This window comes from Bacillus rugosus, assembly GCF_023238245.1.
GTDB classification, from domain to species: domain Bacteria; phylum Bacillota; class Bacilli; order Bacillales; family Bacillaceae; genus Bacillus; species Bacillus rugosus.
Window position 1 is genome coordinate 1,815,942 of the sequence record NZ_CP096590.1, and the last position, 20,207, is coordinate 1,836,148.

The 20,207-nt window shown below is 46.8% G+C and carries 2 protein-coding genes (1 of these 2 only partly in view); both read left to right on the forward strand.

Annotated elements, in window-relative coordinates; genetic code table 11:
- On the forward strand, positions 1–15,135 hold the full coding sequence (locus tag M0696_RS09270) for a non-ribosomal peptide synthetase (protein ID WP_248602707.1): 15,135 nt from the start codon (positions 1–3) through the stop codon (positions 15,133–15,135).
- Positions 15,119–20,207, forward strand: the start of a protein-coding gene (locus M0696_RS09275; RefSeq protein ID WP_248602708.1) for a type I polyketide synthase. 8,591 nt of this gene lie beyond the right edge of the window; only the first 5,089 of its 13,680 coding nucleotides appear in the window; the start codon lies at positions 15,119–15,121; its stop codon lies off the right edge, out of view. Before M0696_RS09270 ends, M0696_RS09275 begins: the two co-directional genes overlap by 17 nt.

Below are 20,207 nucleotides of genomic sequence, written 5' to 3' on the forward strand. Positions count from 1 at the left end.
ATGAGAAATAATGATAATACCCGCATTTTAGCTAATCCTTCTGTCAGCTATGGTGAGCCTTTACATCTATCTGAAGAGCAGCCGGCAACAATACCTGAAGTTTTATACAGAACGGCTGCGGAGCTTGGGGATGCAAAGGGAATCATTTATTTGCAGCCGGATGGAACTGAAGTGTACCAATCATATGGACGATTGTGGAATGATGCGTTGCGTATCGTGAAGGGGCTCCGCCAATCAGGCCTGAAAGCAAAACAAAACGTGATTTTGCAGCTTGGCGACAATTCACAGCTTCTCCCTGCATTCTGGGGGTGTGTTTTAGCAGGAATTGTTCCGGCTCCGTTAGCCGTTCCGCCAACATATGCTGAATCGAGCAGCGGGACTCAAAAGCTGAAAGACGCATGGACGCTTCTTGATAAGCCGGCGGTGATTACGGATCGGGACATGCACCAGGAAATGCTCGATTGGGCAAAAGAGCATAGCCTTGAAGGATTTCGTGCAATTGTTTTAGAGGATCTGATCAGTGCTGAAGCAGAGACGGATTGGCATCAATCCAGTCCAGAAGACTTAGCGCTATTATTGCTGACTTCAGGCAGTACGGGAACGCCCAAAGCAGTTATGCTGAATCATCGAAACATTATGAGTATGGTGAAAGGGATTATTCAAATGCAGGGCTTCACCAGAGAGGATATCACGTTTAACTGGATGCCGTTTGATCATGTCGGAGGCATCGGGATGCTGCATTTGCGGGATGTCTATCTTGGCTGCCAAGAAATTAACGTCTCAAGTGAAACGATCTTAATGGAGCCGCTGAAATGGCTGGATTGGATTGATCATTACCGTGCTTCTGTTACGTGGGCGCCGAATTTTGCGTTCGGTCTGGTCACTGATTTTGCAGAAGAAATGAAAAACAGGAAATGGGATCTGTCCTCAATGCGTTACATGCTCAATGGCGGTGAAGCAATGGTAGCCAAGGTAGGCCGCAGAATGCTTGAGCTTTTAGAGCCTTATGGACTGCCTGCTGATGCCATCCGACCTGCGTGGGGAATGTCCGAAACTTCATCGGGCGTTATTTTTTCTCATGAGTTTACCCGGGCTTCAACAAGTGATGATGATCATTTTGTCGAAATTGGTTCCCCAATCCCTGGCTTCTCTATGAGAATTGTGAATGACCATAATGAATTGGTTGAGGAAGGCGAGATTGGCCGTTTTCAAGTCTCCGGTCTTTCCGTTACAAGCGGTTATTACCGGCGCCCAGATTTAAATGAGAGTGTGTTTACAGAAGATGGATGGTTTGAAACCGGAGATCTTGGCTTTTTGCGAAACGGACGCTTAACCATAACGGGGCGCACGAAAGATGCAATTATCATTAATGGCATTAATTATTACAGTCATGCGATTGAGTCTGCTGTTGAAGAATTACCGGACATCGAAACTTCTTATACTGCTGCATGCGCAGTCCGCGTGGATCAGAATTCAACGGATCAGCTGGCTATCTTCTTTGTTGCTTCCGCAAAAATGAATGACGAGCAGATGTCTCAGCTTCTTAGAAACATACAATCCCATGTCTCACAGGTGATCGGAGTCACCCCAGAATATTTGCTGCCGGTCCAAAAAGAAGAGATTCCGAAAACGGCTATCGGAAAGATTCAACGCACCCAGCTGAAAACGTCATTTGAAAATGGTGAGTTCGACTACTTGCTTCATAAATCCAACCGGATGAACGGTACGGTTCAGGACGGGGAGATTCAGCAAGCAGACCATGTGAAAAGACTAAGAGAAGAGATACAGGAGCACCTGCTCACCTGTTTGATTGAGGAGCTGTACGTTTCCCGCGATTGGGTGGAGCCAAAAGCAAATATCCAGAGCCTTGGCGTGAATTCTATCAAGATGATGAAACTTATTCGGTCGGTCGAGAAAAAATACCGTATCAAACTCAGAGCCAGAGAGATACATAAGTATCCTACGATTGAACGCTTGGCTCACTTTCTATCTGAACATGAAGACATCAGCAGCTTGTCTGCTGACAGGGAGGGTACTGACACTAAAACGGAACCGGAAAAGAGTCAGGCATCTTTTCAGCCCCTATCTGAGGTTCAAAAAGGATTATGGACATTGCAAAAAATGTCACCAGAAAAAAGTGCATATCACGTACCTCTCTGTTTTAAATTTTCATCAGGGCTTCACCTTGAAGCATTACAAGAGGCTTTCAGCCTTGTAATGAATCAGCATCCGATCTTAAAGCACGTCATCCAAGAGAAAGACGGAGTGCCATTTCTTAAAAATGAGCCAGCGCTTTCATTTGAAATCAAGACAGAAGACATCTCAGGAATGAACGAGTCTGCCATTCCTTCTTTTCTTAGAAAGAAAGTTAAGGAACCGTATGTAAAGGAAAACAGCCCGTTAATGCGTGTTATGAGTTTTTCCAGATCTGAGCAAGAGCATTTGTTACTGGTTGTCATTCACCATATGATTTTTGACGGGGTTTCATCTGTAACATTTATACGAAGTCTGTTTGACAGCTATACGCTTCTTTTAGAAGGACGTCAGCCGGAAGTGTCAGTTTCTCCTGCCATGTATCATGATTTTGCGGCATGGGAGCAGAACATATTAGCCGGAGAAGACGGCGCGAAGCATCGTTCATACTGGCAGAAACAGCTATCGGGAACTTTGCCGAATCTTCAGCTGCCTAAGGTCAGCACAAGTTCAGCTGATTCTGAGTTTGAAGAGGATACATACACCCGGCAGCTGTCAAGCGGCTTCATGAGGCGGGTCAGGACGTTTGCGGAAGAGCATTCTGTGAATGTTTCGACGGTATTCTTGAGCTGCTATATGATGCTGCTGGGCCGTTATACCGGCCAAAAGGAACAGATTGTCGGCATGCCGGCGATGGTAAGACCGGAAGAAAGATTTGATACTTCTATTGGACATTTTCTCAATATGCTCCCGATTCGAAGTGAGCTGAACCAGGCAGACACGTTTTCTGAATTTATTTCAAAATTGCAATTAACGATGTTGGATGGGCTTGATCATGCAGCTTATCCTTTTCCGAAAATGGTGAGGGATTTGAATGCTCCTCGCAGCCAAACGGGTTCACCAATATTTCAAACCGCTTTTTTCTATCAGAATTTTCTTCAATCTGGAAGCTATCAAAACTTATTGAGCGGCTATGCTGACTTCTTTTCTGTCGATTTCGTTGAGCGTATTCATCAAGAGGGCGAATACGAACTAGTATTTGAACTGTGGGAAACAGAAGAAAAAATGGAGCTGAACATCAAATACGATACTGCGCTGTTTGATGCGGCTTCCATTACTGCGATGTTCGATCATTTTGTTTGTGTGACAGAACAAGTGATGTTGAATCCTTCTCAGCCTTTAAAAGAGTATTCTTTATTACCTAAAGCTAAGGAGCAAATGATTCTCAAAACATGGAACACGACTGACAAAACGTTCCCATATACATGTTTTCATGAATTATTTGAGCAGCAGGCGAAAAAGACGCCTGATCGAGCGGCTGTCAGCTATGAAAATCACACATTGACGTATCGGGAGCTCGATGAAAGAAGTACACAGCTGGCCATTTATTTGCAGGCGCATGGAGTGGGACCTGACCGTCTGGCGGGAATCTATGTGGATCGATCGCTGGATATGCTGGTGGGATTATTGGCAATTCTCAAGGCAGGAGGAGCATATGTACCGTTAGATCCGTCCTATCCGGCTGAGCGACTGGAATACATGCTGGAGGACAGTGAAGTTTCCATTGCACTGACGACATCAGAATTAGTAAATACGTTGAATTGGAACGGTGTGAAGACTGCTTTGGTAGATCAAGACTGGGATGAGATCGCACAAACAGCCTCTGATCGAAAAGTGCTGACACGCACTGTCACGCCGGAACACTTGGCATATGTCATTTATACATCCGGCAGCACAGGAAAGCCAAAAGGCGTCATGATACCGCATAAAGCTTTGACAAATTTTCTCGTTTCAATGGGAGAAACACCGGGGCTTTCGCCAGAAGATAAAATGCTCGCTGTCACAACCTATTGTTTTGATATCGCAGCTCTGGAGTTATATTTGCCATTGATAAAGGGTGCACACTGCCATATTTGTCAAACGGAGCATACAAAAGACGTTGAAAGACTAAAACGGGACATCCAAACGATCAAACCGACAGTGATGCAGGCAACCCCAGCTACATGGAAGATGCTCTTTTATTCAGGCTGGGAAAATGAAGAAAGAGTAAAAATTCTATGCGGAGGCGAAGCGTTGCCGGAGACATTAAAACGATATTTCTTACATACGGGCAGCGAAGCCTGGAATATGTTCGGGCCAACCGAAACAACAATCTGGTCAGCGGTTCAGCGTATAAACGATGAATGCTCTCATGCCACGATAGGAAGGCCTATCGCCAATACACAAATATATATTACGGATTCTCAGCTTGCGCCAGTACCGGTGGGCGTTCCCGGTGAGCTTTGCATAGCAGGAGACGGCGTGGCGAAGGGCTATTTCAAAAAGCGAGAATTAACGAATTCGAGATTCATTGACAGCCCTTTTGAGCCTGGAACGAAGCTTTATAGAACGGGAGACACGGCGCGCTGGCTTCCGGGAGGCCGAATTGAATATATAGGCCGTATCGATAATCAGGTGAAAATACGCGGATTCCGTATTGAACTTGGCGATATTGAAAGCAGGCTCAGTGAGCATCCCGGCGTTCAGGACTGCGTCGTTGTCGCAGCTGAGGAGAATGGAATGGATAAGCTTGCTGCTTATTATACAACTAAAGATGCAAATGCACCTCTTGCGGCGAGGGAGCTTCGTCATTATATAAAAGACGTTTTGCCTGCCTATATGGTGCCTTCTTATTTTATTCAGCTTGACCATATGCCGTTGACACCGAACGGAAAGATAGACAGAAACAGTCTTAAGAATAACGAATTAACTGCAAAGCAGCCAAAGCAAAGGGAGATCTCTCCTTTGAACATTCAGGAAGCGGTTTTCGCCATTTGGCAGGATGTATTGAAAATGAGTGACATTGAATGGGAAGACGGGTTTTTTGATGTTGGTGGCGATTCGCTTCTCGCGGTTACTGTGGCTGATCGCATCAAACAAGAGCTATCCTGTGAGTTTTCTGTCACAGACCTGTTTGAGTACCCGACGATCAAAAATATCAGCCAATACATCGTTGAACAGCGGATAGCCGATACAAGTGTCCCTATGACGACAGAGCCGGCAGCTCATATTGATCAGTCCACCCGGATGAGCGATCTCCCGGATTATTATGAGGATAGTGTGGCGATTATTGGCATATCATGTGAATTTCCAGGGGCGAAAAACCATGATGAGTTTTGGGAGAACCTCAGAGACGGCAAGGAAAGCATCACGTTTTTCAGTAAAGAAGAGCTTCAGCATTTTGGTATTTCGGAGGAGATCGCGGAGAATGCCAGCTATGTCCCGGTTAAATCATCAATTGACGGGAAAGACAGGTTTGACCCAGGCTTCTTTCAAATCTCTCCTAAAGACGCTGAATTTATGGACCCGCAGCTTCGGATGCTGCTGACTCACTCATGGAAAGCAATAGAAGATGCGGGTTATGCTGCGAAACAGATTCCGCAAACCAGTGTTTTTATGTCGGCAAGCAATAATTCTTACCGCGCGCTGCTGCCGTCCGATACAACAGAGAGTCTGGAAACGCCTGACGGCTATGTCTCGTGGGTGCTTGCGCAGAGCGGGACGATCCCAACAATGATTTCTCATAAGCTCGGGCTGAAAGGGCCAAGCTATTTCGTCCATGCCAACTGTTCATCGTCCCTGATTGGTTTGCATTCTGCTTTTAAAAGCCTGATGTCAGGGGAATCTGCTTATGCTTTAGTAGGCGGTGCAACACTGCACACCGAGTCAAATATCGGATATATGCATCAGCCGGGACTGAACTTTTCGAGTGATGGACATATTAAAGCTTTTGATGCCTCAGCTGACGGAATGATAGGCGGTGAGGGTGTTGCCGTAGTATTACTGAAAAAAGCGGCTGATGCTGTAAAGGACGGGGATCATATCTATGCTTTGCTGAGAGGCATAGGTGTAAATAACGACGGCGCTGACAAAGTCGGTTTTTATGCTCCGAGTGTCAAAGGGCAGGCTGACGTGGTGCAACAGGTCATGAATCAAACGAAGATACAGCCTGAATCCATCTGCTATGTGGAAGCGCACGGAACCGGAACGAAGCTGGGCGATCCAATCGAGCTGGCAGCTTTAACGAACGTTTACAGGCAATACACAAATAAAACGCAATTCTGCGGCATTGGGTCGGTGAAAACCAATATCGGACATTTAGATACGGCCGCCGGTCTGGCTGGCTGCATTAAGGTCGTGATGAGTCTTTACCATCAGGAGCTTGCACCGAGCCTTAATTATAAGGAGCCGAACCCAAATACAGACTTAGCCAGCTCTCCTTTTTACGTCGTTGATCAAAAGAAAACGTTAAGCCGTGATAGTAAAACACACAGGGCCGCACTAAGCTCGTTCGGTCTTGGCGGGACAAATACGCATGCGATTTTCGAGCAATACAAAAGGGATGCTGACAAGAAAAAGGTAGACGGGACCTGCATCATACCGGTCTCGGCCAAAAATAAAGAGAGGCTGCAAGAGTATGTGCAAGATATTCTGGCCTATTTGGAAAGAAGAGGGCTTGAGGACGGTCAGCTGCCTGATTTTGCGTATACCCTGCAGGTCGGGCGGGAAGCGATGGAGCATCGCGTTGCTTTTACTGCCGATCATGTGAATGAGTTAAAACAAAAGCTCACAGATTTTATCAATGGAAAAAAAGCGATTGAAGGCTGTTTTCAAGGAAGTAAGAACCATGACAGGGAGATGTCATGGCTGACGGAGGACGAGGATAGTGCGGAACTGATCCGAAATTGGATGGCCAAAGGAAAAGTAAACAAGCTTGCGGAAATTTGGAGCAAGGGGGCGCATATGGATTGGATGCAGCTTTACAAAGGTGAGCGCCCATACAGAATGAGTCTGCCGACATATCCATTTGCAAAGGAACGATACTGGCCGTCGCAGGATGACCGTAAGCCGTCACGTCACATATCCGCAAATCTGACAGAGATCGGTTCCATTCATCCGCTGCTCCATCAGAATACATCTGATTTTTCTGAACAGAAATTCAGTTCGGTTTTCACTGGTGAGGAATTCTTTCTGAGAGACCATGTGGTAAGAGGAAAGCCGGTGCTACCAGGTGTTGCGTACCTTGAAATGGCGCACGCGGCTATCAAGCAGGCGACAGGAAGCAATACTGGCCGAGGGGGCAGAATCAGATTGAATCATACAGTCTGGGTTCAGCCTGTTGTGGTTGATAAACAATCGGCTCAAGTGGATATTGGTCTATTTCCAGAAGAAGATGGGAAAATCACTTTTGACATTTACAGTACACAGGAAGACGGGGCCGACCCGGTTATTCATAGTCAAGGCAGTGCGGAGCTGGTATCTGCAGCCGAAACGCCGGTCGCAGATCTCGCGGAAATATCACGCCGTTGCGTCAAAGGAAAGATGTCGCCTGATCAATTTTACGAAGAAGGCAGAAGCAGAGGGATGTTCCATGGTCCGGCCTTTCAAGGAATTAAGAATGTGGATATAGGAAACAGAGAGGTTTTGGCGCAGCTGCAGCTTCCAGAAATCGTTTCTGGAACGAAGGAACAGTTTGTGCTGCACCCAAGTATCATGGACTCCGCCTTGCAGACGGCAACAATATGCATCATGCAGGAATTGACGGATCAAAAGCTGATTTTGCCGTTTGCGCTTGAGGAGCTTGAGGTAATCAAAGGATGTTCGTCTTCTATGTGGGCTTATGCTCACTTAAGTGACAGCCATCACTCCGGGGATATTGTTCAGAGAGCGGATATCGATCTCATTGACGAGAGCGGAGACGTATGTGTCAGAATTAAAGGGTTCTCCACGAGAGTGCTGGAAGGGGAGGTTCATTCATCAAAGCCTTCACCGCGGCATGAACGCTTAATGCTCGAGCCGGTATGGAGAGAACAGAATGGCGGATTTGTGGACGATGATCTTTCATTCGCAGAGCATATCGTTGTTCTCTTTGAAACTGAACGAAGTGTTAAAGACAGCCTTGTATCAAACATGAAGGATGCCCGTGTCATAACTTTGAATGAAGCTGAAGGGCATATTGCAGAACGTTATCAGTTATACGCGCAGAACGTGTTTGAGCTCATGAAAAGAAAGATCCGTGAGCATTCTGCCGGCCGTATCATCATTCAAGCCCTCGTTCCGCTGGAAAAAGAGAAACAATTGTTTGCCGGTGTTTCCGGTTTGCTTAAAACAACTGAATTAGAGTTTAGCAAACTTACAGCTCAGGTCATCGAGATCGAGAAACCTGAAGAGATGAATGACCTTCATCTCAAGCTGATAGAAGATAGTTGGAGGCCTGGAGATAAACAGATTCGATATGAGAATGGAAACCGTTTTGTGAAAGGCTGGCGGGAAACGGCGCTGCCTTCAGCTGAGGAGCTTCATATGCCGTGGAGAGACGAGGGTGTTTATCTGATTACAGGCGGAGCAGGAAGCTTAGGCCTTCTATTTGCAAAGGAAATTGCCAATCGAACCGTTCGGTCCACCATCGTTCTGACGGGGCGCTCTGTTTTGAGTGAGCATAAGGAAAACGAGCTGAAGGATCTTCGAGACATGGGAGCAGAGGTCGTCTATCGGGAAGCTGATGTAAGTGATCAGCAGGCGGTTCGTCGTCTTATGAAGGAAATCAAAGAAGAGCATGGCACTCTTAACGGAATCATTCACGGTGCAGGCAGCATTAAAGATCACTTCATCGTTCATAAGACGAATGAAGAGTTTCAAGAAGTGTTACAGCCAAAAGTGAGCGGGTTGTTACATGTAGACGAATACAGCAAGGATTTTCCATTGGACTTTTTCATTTTATCCTCATCTGTTTCCGGATGTTTAGGAAACGCTGGACAAGCCGATTATGCGGCAGCCAATACGTTTATGGATGCATTTGCTGCATACCGCCGTTCTCTTGTGGTATCGAAGAAGCGATTCGGCTCAACCATTTCCTTCAACTGGCCGCTATGGAAAGAAGGCGGTATGCAAGTCGGCGCTGAAGTTGAGCAGAGAATGCTGAAAACAATGGGAATGGTCCCGATGCCAACAAATAGCGCTTTGGAGGCATTTTATCAAGGAATAGCATCTGAAAAGCCGCAAGTGTTTGTGATGGAAGGACAGCTTCCGAAAATGAAGCAAAAACTGCTTTCTGCAGAAACGACAGCCAAACGAAAGGGGCAGAAAAACGCAGATCAGGCTCACGGTCAAACTCAAACATTAGAAGCGTCTTTGATTCAAATGGTTGGAGCGATTTTAAAAGTAAACACTGATGATATCGATGTCAATACTGAGCTGAGTGAGTACGGATTCGATTCGGTTACATTCACTGTCTTTACGAACAAGATCAATGAAGCATACGAATTTGAACTAACGCCGACCATTTTCTTCGAATATGGAAGCATCCAAAGCCTGGCTGAATATGTAATTGCCACGTATCCGGGTGAATGGAATCGAGATCCTGCTGTTAATGACACAGAAGAAGGGTCAAGCTCATTGCACAGTTTAAACAGCCTGAGTACATCATTAAGCAACATGGTCAGTGCGATTTTAAAAGTAGATAGTGAAGATATTGATGTCAATACAGATCTGAGTGAATACGGATTTGATTCGGTTACATTTACGGTCTTTACAAATCAGATTAACGAGGCATATCAATTGGAATTAACGCCGACCATTTTCTTTGAATATGGAAGCATTCAAAGCCTGGCTGAATATTTGATAGATGAACACAAGGAATCTTTTACACAGGAGCGCGAAAAATCAGCGGGGCAAGAAGAGTTGCAGACAATATCCTCTGAAGTTCCGAAAATGACAGCGCGAAGAAAGCACCGCTTTACACAGCCTGTCATTACAAAAGAAGAAAGAAACAAAAAACAGACTGTCGATTTTGAGCCGATTGCGATTGTCGGCATCAGCGGCTGCTTCCCTGGCGCTTTGGATATAGATGAATTTTGGAAAAACCTTGAGGAAGGCAAAGACTGTATCACAGAAGTTCCAAAAGACCGATGGGATTGGCGTGAGCATTATGGAAACCCTGACACAGAAGCCAATAAAACCGACATCAAATGGGGCGGGTTTATTGATGGTGTAGCAGAGTTTGATCCGTTGTTTTTTGGTATATCGCCGCGAGAAGCCAATTATGTCGACCCGCAGCAGCGTCTGTTAATGACATATGTATGGAAGGCACTCGAAGATGCGGGGTGCTCGCCGCAACGCCTTTCTGGTACAGGGACGGGTATCTTTATCGGCACAGGCAACACAGGCTATAAAGATCTATTCCATAGAGCGAATCTTCCGATTGAAGGCCATGCGGCTACAGGTCATATGATTCCTTCGGTCGGCCCGAATAGAATGAGTTATTTTTTAAACATCCACGGTCCGAGCGAGCCAATCGAAACAGCTTGTTCCAGCTCTCTTGTAGCCATTCACCGTGCTGTGACTGCGATGCAAAGCGGCAATTGTGAGATGGCAATTGCAGGAGGCGTAAACACGATCCTGACCGAAGAGGCGCACATTAGCTACAGCAAGGCGGGCATGCTCAGCAAAGACGGCAGGTGTAAAACTTTCTCCGCCGATGCGAATGGTTATGTCAGAGGCGAAGGTGTCGGAATGGTCATGCTGAAAAAGCTGTCAGATGCCGAGCGCGCTGGGAATCACATTTATGGCGTTATTCGGGGGACGGCGGAAAATCACGGCGGAAGAGCCAATACCCTAACATCGCCTAATCCAAAAGCCCAAGCTGATCTGTTAGTGCGTGCATATCGCCAAGCAGGCATAGACCCAAGCACGGTCACATATATCGAAGCACATGGAACAGGGACTGAATTGGGGGATCCGATTGAAATAAACGGGCTGAAGGCGGCTTTTAAGGAACTAACCAATAACAGAGACAGCAGCGAGCTGGACATTCCAAATCATCATTGCGGCATCGGCTCAGTTAAAAGTAATATCGGCCATTTAGAGCTTGCCGCAGGTATCTCTGGCCTAATCAAAGTGCTACTGCAAATGAAACATAAAACGTTAGTGAAAAGCCTGCATTGCGAGACGCTTAATCCTTATCTTCAGCTGGCTGACAGTCCGTTTTACATCGTTCAGGAAAAACAGGATTGGAAGACTGTCACAGATCGTGACGGAAACGAGTTTCCGCGCCGCGCCGGAATCAGTTCGTTTGGGATTGGCGGCGTAAACGCACATATTGTGGTTGAAGAATATGTGCCAAAAGCCAATTCAGAACAAACGGCATCAGAACAGCCAAACGTGATTGTGCTGTCGGCAAAAAATAAAAACAGGCTCATGGATCGTGCTTCGCAATTACTGGAGGCGATCCGCAAGAAAAAATATACAGATCAAGATTTGCCCCGCATCGCTTACACACTGCAAGTTGGGCGAGAAGAAATGGATGAACGTCTTGCGTGTATTACGGGGACGGTTCAGGAACTTGAAGAGAAACTGCAGGCGTTTGTTGACGGTAAGGAAGAAACTGAAGAATTCTTCCGGGGACAGTCTCATCGAAATAAAGAAACCCAGGCCATTTTTACCGCAGATGAGGATATGGCAATGGCAATTGATGCTTGGATCAGAAAAAGAAAATACGCCAAACTTGCAGATTTATGGGTCAAAGGCGTGGCGATCCAGTGGAATACATTATACGGTGAGACCAAACCGCGCCTGATCAGTCTCCCTTCATATCCATTTGCGAAGGATCACTATTGGGTACCGGCAAAGGAACATTCAGAACCGGACAAGATAGAACTAGTTACTAGAGAAAAGCGCACCGCGTGTTTTTTGACAAAACAATGGAGTCTGAGCCCGGTTGTCTCAACAGTGCCGGGGACACGAACGGTTGCCATCCTGAGCAATCGAGAGACAGCAGATTTGGCAGCTAAAGTATCTGTGTATTTTCCGAACCATCTTTTAATAGACGTGAGCCGGATAGACGGTTATCAGTCAGACATCGATTGGAAAGAGTTTGACGGCCTTGTGGATGTCATCGGCTGCAGTGAACATGATGAAGACAGGCTGGATTGGATTGAATGGGTGCAAAGACTGGTTGAATTCGGACATAAAGAGGGACTTAGGCTGCTTTGTGTGACGAAGGGGCTTGAATCGTTTCAAAACACATCTGTCCGGATGGCGGGCGCCTCACGAGCTGGCTTGTATCGGATGCTTCAAAGCGAGTATAGTCACCTTACATCAAGGCATATGGATGCAGAGGAGGTCATTGATCATCATCGTCTCGCGAAGCAGATCGCAGATGAGTTTTATTCAGATTCTTACGATTCGGAGGTTTGCTACAGAGACGGTTTGCGGTATCAGGCTTTTCTAAAAGCGCATCCTGAAACAGATCAGGGGGCCGAACAAAGGATGACCTTTCCTAAAGATCATGTGCTTTTCATTACAGGCGGGACGCGAGGCATCGGATTATTATGCGCCCGGCATTTTGCGGAGCGCTATGGAGTGAAAAAGCTGGTGCTGACCGGACGAGAGCAGCTTCCTCTACGAGAAGAGTGGGCTCGTTTTGAGACATTAAACGCTTCCGCGGCAGAGAAAATCCAGGCAGTGCGGGAGCTGGAAGCGCAGGGTGTGCAAGTGCAAATGCTGTCCCTTACTTTGTCTGATGATGCTCATGTTGAGCAAACGCTGCAACATATCAGGAAAACTTTAGGGCCGATTGGCGGTGTCATTCATTGTGCAGGTCTGACGGATATGGATACGCTGGCGTTCATCCGAAAAACGGCCGATGATATTCAGCGGGTGCTGGAGCCGAAAGTATCAGGTCTTACAACGCTTTATCGCCACGTGTGCAACGAGCCATTACAGTTTTTTGTATTGTTTTCTTCTGTTTCAGCTATTATTCCGCAGCTTTCGGCAGGACAAGCTGACTATGCTATGGCGAATAGCTATATGGATTATTTTGCGGCAGCACATCAGAGAAATACCCCGATCATCAGTGTTCAGTGGCCGAACTGGAAAGAAACTGGTATGGGTGAAGTGACAAATGATGCATATCGAGAAAGTGGCTTGCTGAGCATTACGAATACAGAAGGTTTACGTTTTCTAGATCAAATCTTATCGAAATCGCTCGAACCAGTTGTTCTCCCTGCGATAGCGAATCAAACAAATTGGGAGCCGGAGCTGCTGATGAAGCGGAGGAAGCGGCATGAGGACGGTTTGCGGGAATCGAATTTGCAAAGCCCGCAGGCGAAAGATAACGAAGAGATCGATGCAATTTCCAAGAGTGAGGAGCTATTATCTGAAACACAGTCCTGGCTTGTTGATTTGTTTACTGAAGAGCTGAGAATTGATCATGAAGACTTTGAGATTGACGGATTATTTCAAGATTATGGGGTGGATTCGATCATTTTGACGCAGGTGCTTCAGCGTATAAACCGCAAATTAGAAGCAGCGCTCGATCCATCTATTCTATATGAATACCCGACAATTCAAAGATTTGCAGGTTGGCTGCTCGGCTCATATTCCGAAACGCTGTCGGCTCTATTCGGGAGCAGGATATCGGATACATCATCAGCTGTGGAGAACAAAATGGAGGCAGGCGTATCTGCCACTGCGAAGGAGCGTGCTCCTGCCGCCCAGATACAGGCGCCGGCGCCTCTTGCACCGGACTCTCATGCTGAAGATATAGCCGTTGTCGGGCTGTCTTGCCGCTTTCCGGGAGCAGATACGCTGGAAACCTATTGGTCGTTACTATCTGAGGGACGTTCGTCAATCGGTCCGGTTCCGGCAGAGCGCTGGGGCTGTAAAACGCCATATTATGCCGGCGTGATTCATGACGCCAGCCACTTTGATCCTGATTTCTTTCTGCTTCATGAAGATGATGTAAGGGCGATGGACCCGCAAGCATTACTCGTATTGGAAGAGTGTCTGAAACTCTTGTATCACGCTGGGTATACACCTGAGGAAATAAAGGGAAAGCCAGTCGGCGTTTATATTGGAGGCAGAAGCCAGCACAAACCTAATGAAGAGAGTCTTGATCATGCTAAGAATCCGATCGTGACAGTCGGCCAAAATTATTTAGCGGCTAATATTTCACAATTTTTTGATGTCCGCGGCCCGAGTGTTGTAGTAGATACAGCCTGTTCGTCAGCTTTGGTCGGCATGAATATGGCCATTCAAGCTCTTCGCAGCAGAGATATTCAATCTGCCTTAGTCGGCGGTGTCAGCTTACTAAGCTCAGATGCTTCTCACAGACTGTTCGACCGGCGCGGCATTTTAAGCAAGCATTCATCTTTCCATGTGTTTGATGAGCGTGCTGATGGAGTTGTGTTGGGTGAAGGTGTCGGAATGGTCATGTTAAAAACGGTAAAACAAGCGATGGAAGATGGGGATACCATATATGCTGTCGTGAAAGCGGCCTCGGTCAATAACGACGGAAGAACGGCAGGGCCGGCCACACCTAATCTGGAGGCGCAAAAGGAAGTCATGAAAGACGCGCTTGCCAAAAGCGGAAAAAAACCAGAGGACATCAGCTATCTTGAAGCAAACGGGTCAGGTTCAATGGTAACCGATCTACTTGAACTGAAAGCGATCCAATCGGTGTACCGCTCCGGTCACTCATCGCCTCTTTCTCTCGGCTCAATCAAGCCGAACATCGGGCATCCGCTATGTGCTGAAGGGATCGCCAGCTTTATTAAGGTTGTGCTGATGCTGAAAGAGCGCCGATTTGTTCCATTTTTATCAGGTGAAAAAGAGATGGCGCATTTCGATCAACAAAAAGCGAATATCACGTTCACCCGAACGCTGGAAAAATGGACAGATTCGCGGCCAGCAGCGGCCATCAACTGTTTTGCCGATGGGGGGACGAATGCTCATGTCATCGTAGAGGCGTGGGAAGAAGATGAAAAACGTGCCAACAAGCGCAGTCCAATATCGCCTCCTCAATTAAAGAAACGGGCGTTTTCGCCTGGCGAGTCAAAGCCGGAAGCGGAGACCTTAAAAGTGGATGCGGCAAACATATGGGATACTTATGAGGTGGAGGTCTAACGTGAAAAATATAACGAAACAACTCACATTATCGTTAAAAAATCCGTTTATTTATCACCATGTGGTTTACGGACAAAATGTCCTGCCGGGATTGGCTTATATTGATATGATCTACCAGATTTTCAGAGAAAACGGCTACGCCTGCTCAGAGCTTCAGCTGCGGAATTTGTCCATCTATCAGCCGCTGACTGTGCAACAGAATGCGGTGATCATTCTCAATGTCCAATGTACGGAGAAAAAAGAAGGAAGGTGGCAAATCACAGCTAAAGGCTTTGAAAAACGTGATGGGAATAAAGCTTCAGAAGAAAAGCTCTATATGAAGGCTGACATGCACGCCCACTCTCCGGCTGTATTTGAAGAAACACTGGATCTTAATCAGATGAAAGCAGCTGCGCAAAACGTTGTTAAGCTTGATGATGTATATGAACAATGCAGACGTCAGGAGTTAGTGCACAGCGAATATATGAAAGCCAGCGGTCACATCTATGAAGAGGAAGACGGCGTCCTTCTTGATCTTTCTCTTGGCTTGGAAGCCATGCATCACGCAGAAGGCTTTATGTTTCATCCGACTCTCATAGACGGGAGCGGGGTAGGTGCCAACAATTTGCTCACATCTTTGCTTAAAGGAGAACAGAGGCTGTATTTGCCTCTGTTCTATGAATCCTTTACCGCTTCAGCACTTTTACAGACACATTGCATGACGAGAATAAAGCGCTCCTCCGTCCGTCAGGAAAAAGAGCTGATTTATGTAACACTTGAATTTTTCAATGCTTACGGAGAAAAAGTGGCTGAACTGAAAAACTTCACAAGCAAACTAGTGCGTGAAGCGGAGCTGATTAGCGGAAAGCAACAGGATGTAGAGGAGAAACAAGAGACGGGAAAGGACACAGCCGAGCATACTCAAGCTGCTGAAACGGTATCTCCATCCGGCAGTATGGGGGCCTATGGCGAGGCTGAACAGTTCGTAAGCCAATTAATCGCAGACAAAATAAATAAACCGATCGAACAGATTGAAAAGCAGGTCGGCTATTACCAAATGGGACTGAATTCATCAGGCTTGCTTGAAGTGGTAGAAACCATCAGTGACAAGATCGGTGAGAGCCTTTCGCCGACTCTCTTGTTTGAGCATACCACCATTGCCGAGTTGTCAGCATTTCTTGCCGAGGAATATGCTGAGCATTTTAGTGCCGCTGGTTCCCTTGATCAAAATGAAAGAGAGCACACCTCCGATAGCATAATCGGCGATAAGGCTGCCGAAGGCCGGAAGACAAGCGGACGTAAAGAATGTTCTCGTGTACCTTCTGAGACAGCAGGCGACATTGCCATTATCGGCTTGGCGGGCAGGTATCCGAAGGCAAATAATATTCATGAATTCTGGAACAATCTGAAAGAGGGCAAAGATTGCATTAGCGAGGTTCCTGAGTCGCGCTGGGATTGGCGGCGCTTTGACGGAATCACATCTCCTTCGGGTAAGGACATTTCCAAATGGGGCGGATTTATTGATGATCCAGACTGCTTCGATCCTCAATTTTTCAGAATCACGCCGAGAGAAGCAGAGACCATGGACCCTCAGGAGCGGTTGTTTTTAGAAACCTGCTGGGAAACGATTGAGGATGCAGGCTACACACCAAAGACTTTGGCCAAGCCTAAAGGACGGAACAAAAGGCAGCATGTAGGAGTTTTTGCGGGCGTCATGCATAAGGATTATACATTAGTCGGCGCTGAAGAATCATCAGCGGAAAATGTGTTTCCTCTCTCGCTGAACTATGCGCAAATTGCCAATCGTGTATCTTACTTTTGTAATTTCCACGGTCCGAGCATGGCGGTCGATACGGTATGCTCCTCTTCTCTGACTGCTGTACATCTGGCGTTGGAAAGCATTCGGCACGGTGAGTGTGATGTCGCGTTAGCGGGCGGAGTGAACCTGTCCCTGCATCCTAATAAATATATGACATACGGGGTCTGGGATATGTTTTCCACTGACGGGCACTGCCGTACATTTGGCAAGGGTGGAGACGGTTATGTGCCGGCCGAAGGAATCGGTGCGGTTTTATTAAAGCCATTGCGCCAGGCGGAGGAAGACGGAGATCGCATTTATGCTGTGATTAAAGGAAGTGCTGTGAACCATGTGGGCACTGTAAGCGGCATTTCAGTGCCGAGTCCAGTTTCTCAAGCTGATCTGATTGAGGCATGCTTGGAGAAAACGGGAATTGACCCGCGGACGATCAGTTATGTGGAAGCGCATGGAACCGGAACGTCCTTAGGAGATCCGATCGAAGTACAGGGGTTGGTGAAAGCATTCCGTCAATATACAGAGGATCGGCAGTTCTGTTCGATCGGTTCTGTTAAGTCAAACATCGGGCATGCTGAATCCGCCGCGGGTATCAGCGGTTTAAGCAAGGTTGCCCTTCAGCTTCACCATCAGACACTCGTGCCTTCTTTGCATTCAGAAGAACTGAATCCGTACGTGGATTTTGCAAAGTCTCCATTTTATGTCCAGCATGAAACAAAAACGTGGAAGCAGCCTGTTATCAAGGAGAAAGAGGAAGACATCCTTTATCCGCGCCGGGCGGGTATCAGTTCCTTCGGGGCGACCGGTTCAAACGCCCATATTATCCTTGAGGAATACATTCCTCAAACAGATGAGCATGACGTTTCAACGCCGTCAGATTCTGACATGCCTGTTGTTATCCCGCTTTCTGCTCGAAATCAAGAACGTCTTCGTGTATATGCAAAACGTCTCTTGGATTTTCTTCATGAAGGGATTCAGATTAGAGATTTGGCTTATACATTGCAGGTAGGTCGTGAACCGATGGAAGAACGAGTTGCTTTTGTTGCAGCCGGAATTCAAGAATTAGCAGGTCAATTGAAGGCATTTGCAGAAGGGCACGAATCCATTCAGAATTGCTGGATGGGACGATTATCAAGAGGAAGCGATTTATCGCTTTCTGCAGAAACGGTACATAAATTGCTGGAGCAAAGAAAACTCTATCAGATTGCGGAGCAGTGGGCGAACGGATCTGCAGTTGATTGGAAGCTTCTATATGAAAGAAAGAAACCAAAACGGATCAGTTTGCCGACATATCCTTTTGAGAAGGTGCGTTATTGGGTGCCTAAAGCAGAGGCGGCAGATCGTTCAAAGCAGGAAGGACACATCCTGCATCCTCTTCTGCATCAAAATGTGTCCGACATGTCGGGAGTCCGCTTCCGTTCAGCGTTCACCGGACGTGAATTTTTCTTAAAGGATCATGTCATTAATGGCGAGCGTGTTTTACCCGGTGCAGCTTTATTGGAAATGGTTCGTGCAGCCGTGGAAAAGGCAGCTGCAGATCAGTTCCCAACAGGATTCCGGCTCCGGAATATCGTCTGGGTTCGGCCGTTTGCCGTCACAGAACAGCAAGTAGACATACACATACGTTTATATCCTGAGGACAATGGTGAGATTGCATTCGAAATCTGCCAGGAGACTGAAAGCGCAGAGAAAGCGCCGGTTGTATACGGACAAGGGAGTGCAGTGCCTTGTGAGGCTGATGAATCTCCGCTCATAGACATTGAAGAACTGAAGGCAAATAATGATGAGCGGATTCTGTCACCTTCCGATTGCTACGAGGCTTATGCAGAAATGGGCATTCATTATGGTGATAGCCATAGAGCGATCGACAGCATATATGCCGGCAAAAACGGAGTTCTTGCGAAATTGACGATGCCGACTGTGATCTCCGGTACGCAAAACCATTATGTTCTGCATCCGAGCATGATAGATTCGGCATTTCAAGCATCTATCGGTTTGAGACTGGGAGACGATTCGAGTTTAGCAAACACAAAGGCCATGCTGCCTTTTGCATTACAGGATGTCCAAATTTTCAAAGGCTGCGAGGCGTCTATGTGGGTGCGGATCACATACAGCGAGGGCAGTGGAGCTGGGGAACGTATGCAGAAGCTTGATATCGATTTGTGCAATGAAGAGGGGCAGATTTGCGTGCGAATGAAGGGTTATTCTGCAAGAGTGATAGAAGATGCAAAAAATCCTTCTGAGACAATTGACACGCTGCTATTTGAACACGTATTGGAAGAAAACGGTCTTGCCGAGAAGAATGATTTTACAGCATACGAGACACATAAAATCGTTATCTGTGATTTTGGAGAAGAAAACATCCGAAATGATCTTGACTGTACAGTACTGCAGCATTATGCAGAGACAATTGATGAACGGTTTGAAGCATACGCCGTACAGTTATTTGAAGAAGTTAAGCAGCTGCTGCACTCGAAAACAGGGGGACATACATTCATTCAAGTGGCGGTGCCTGCATTAAACGAGCCGCAGCTATTAAGCGGCTTAACCGGACTGCTCAAAACGGCTGAACTAGAAAACCCAAAACTGACAGGGCAGCTGATTGAATTGGACACCGGGATGTCTGCTAATGAGCTGTTTGAAATATTGGAAGAAAACAGACGCTGTCCTCGTGACACGCATATCCGCTACTGGCAAGGAAAACGGTTTGTAAGCAATTGGAAAGAAATGTCTGGTGAGCACCTGAGTGCTGACATGCCATGGAAGGATAAAGGTGTTTATCTGATTACAGGCGGTGCAGGCGGTCTTGGCTTCATCTTTGCAAATGAAATCGCAAACCAAACGAAGGATGCTGTCGTGATCCTGACAGGACGCTCTCCGCTCGATGAAAGGAAGCAGGCGAAGCTTCAAGCCTTACAGAAACTTGACGTCCAAGCGGTTTACAGACAAGCGGATCTGACAGAGAAACAAGCTGTTGATGCCTTATTAGAAGAGATCCAGAACGTTTACGGAGGCTTAGACGGCATTATTCATAGCGCCGGTATGATAAAAGATAATTTCATTATTAAGAAAACGAAAGAAGAAGTTCATACCGTGCTCGCTCCAAAGGTAGCCGGTCTGATTCATCTTGATGAAGCAACAAAAGATATTCCGCTCGACTTCTTTATCCTTTTCTCCTCTGGTGCCGGGGCAGTGGGAAGTGCGGGACAGGCTGATTACGCAATGGCGAATGCATTTATGAATGCATTCAGCGAATATCGAAATGGCCAAGCAGCGCTGC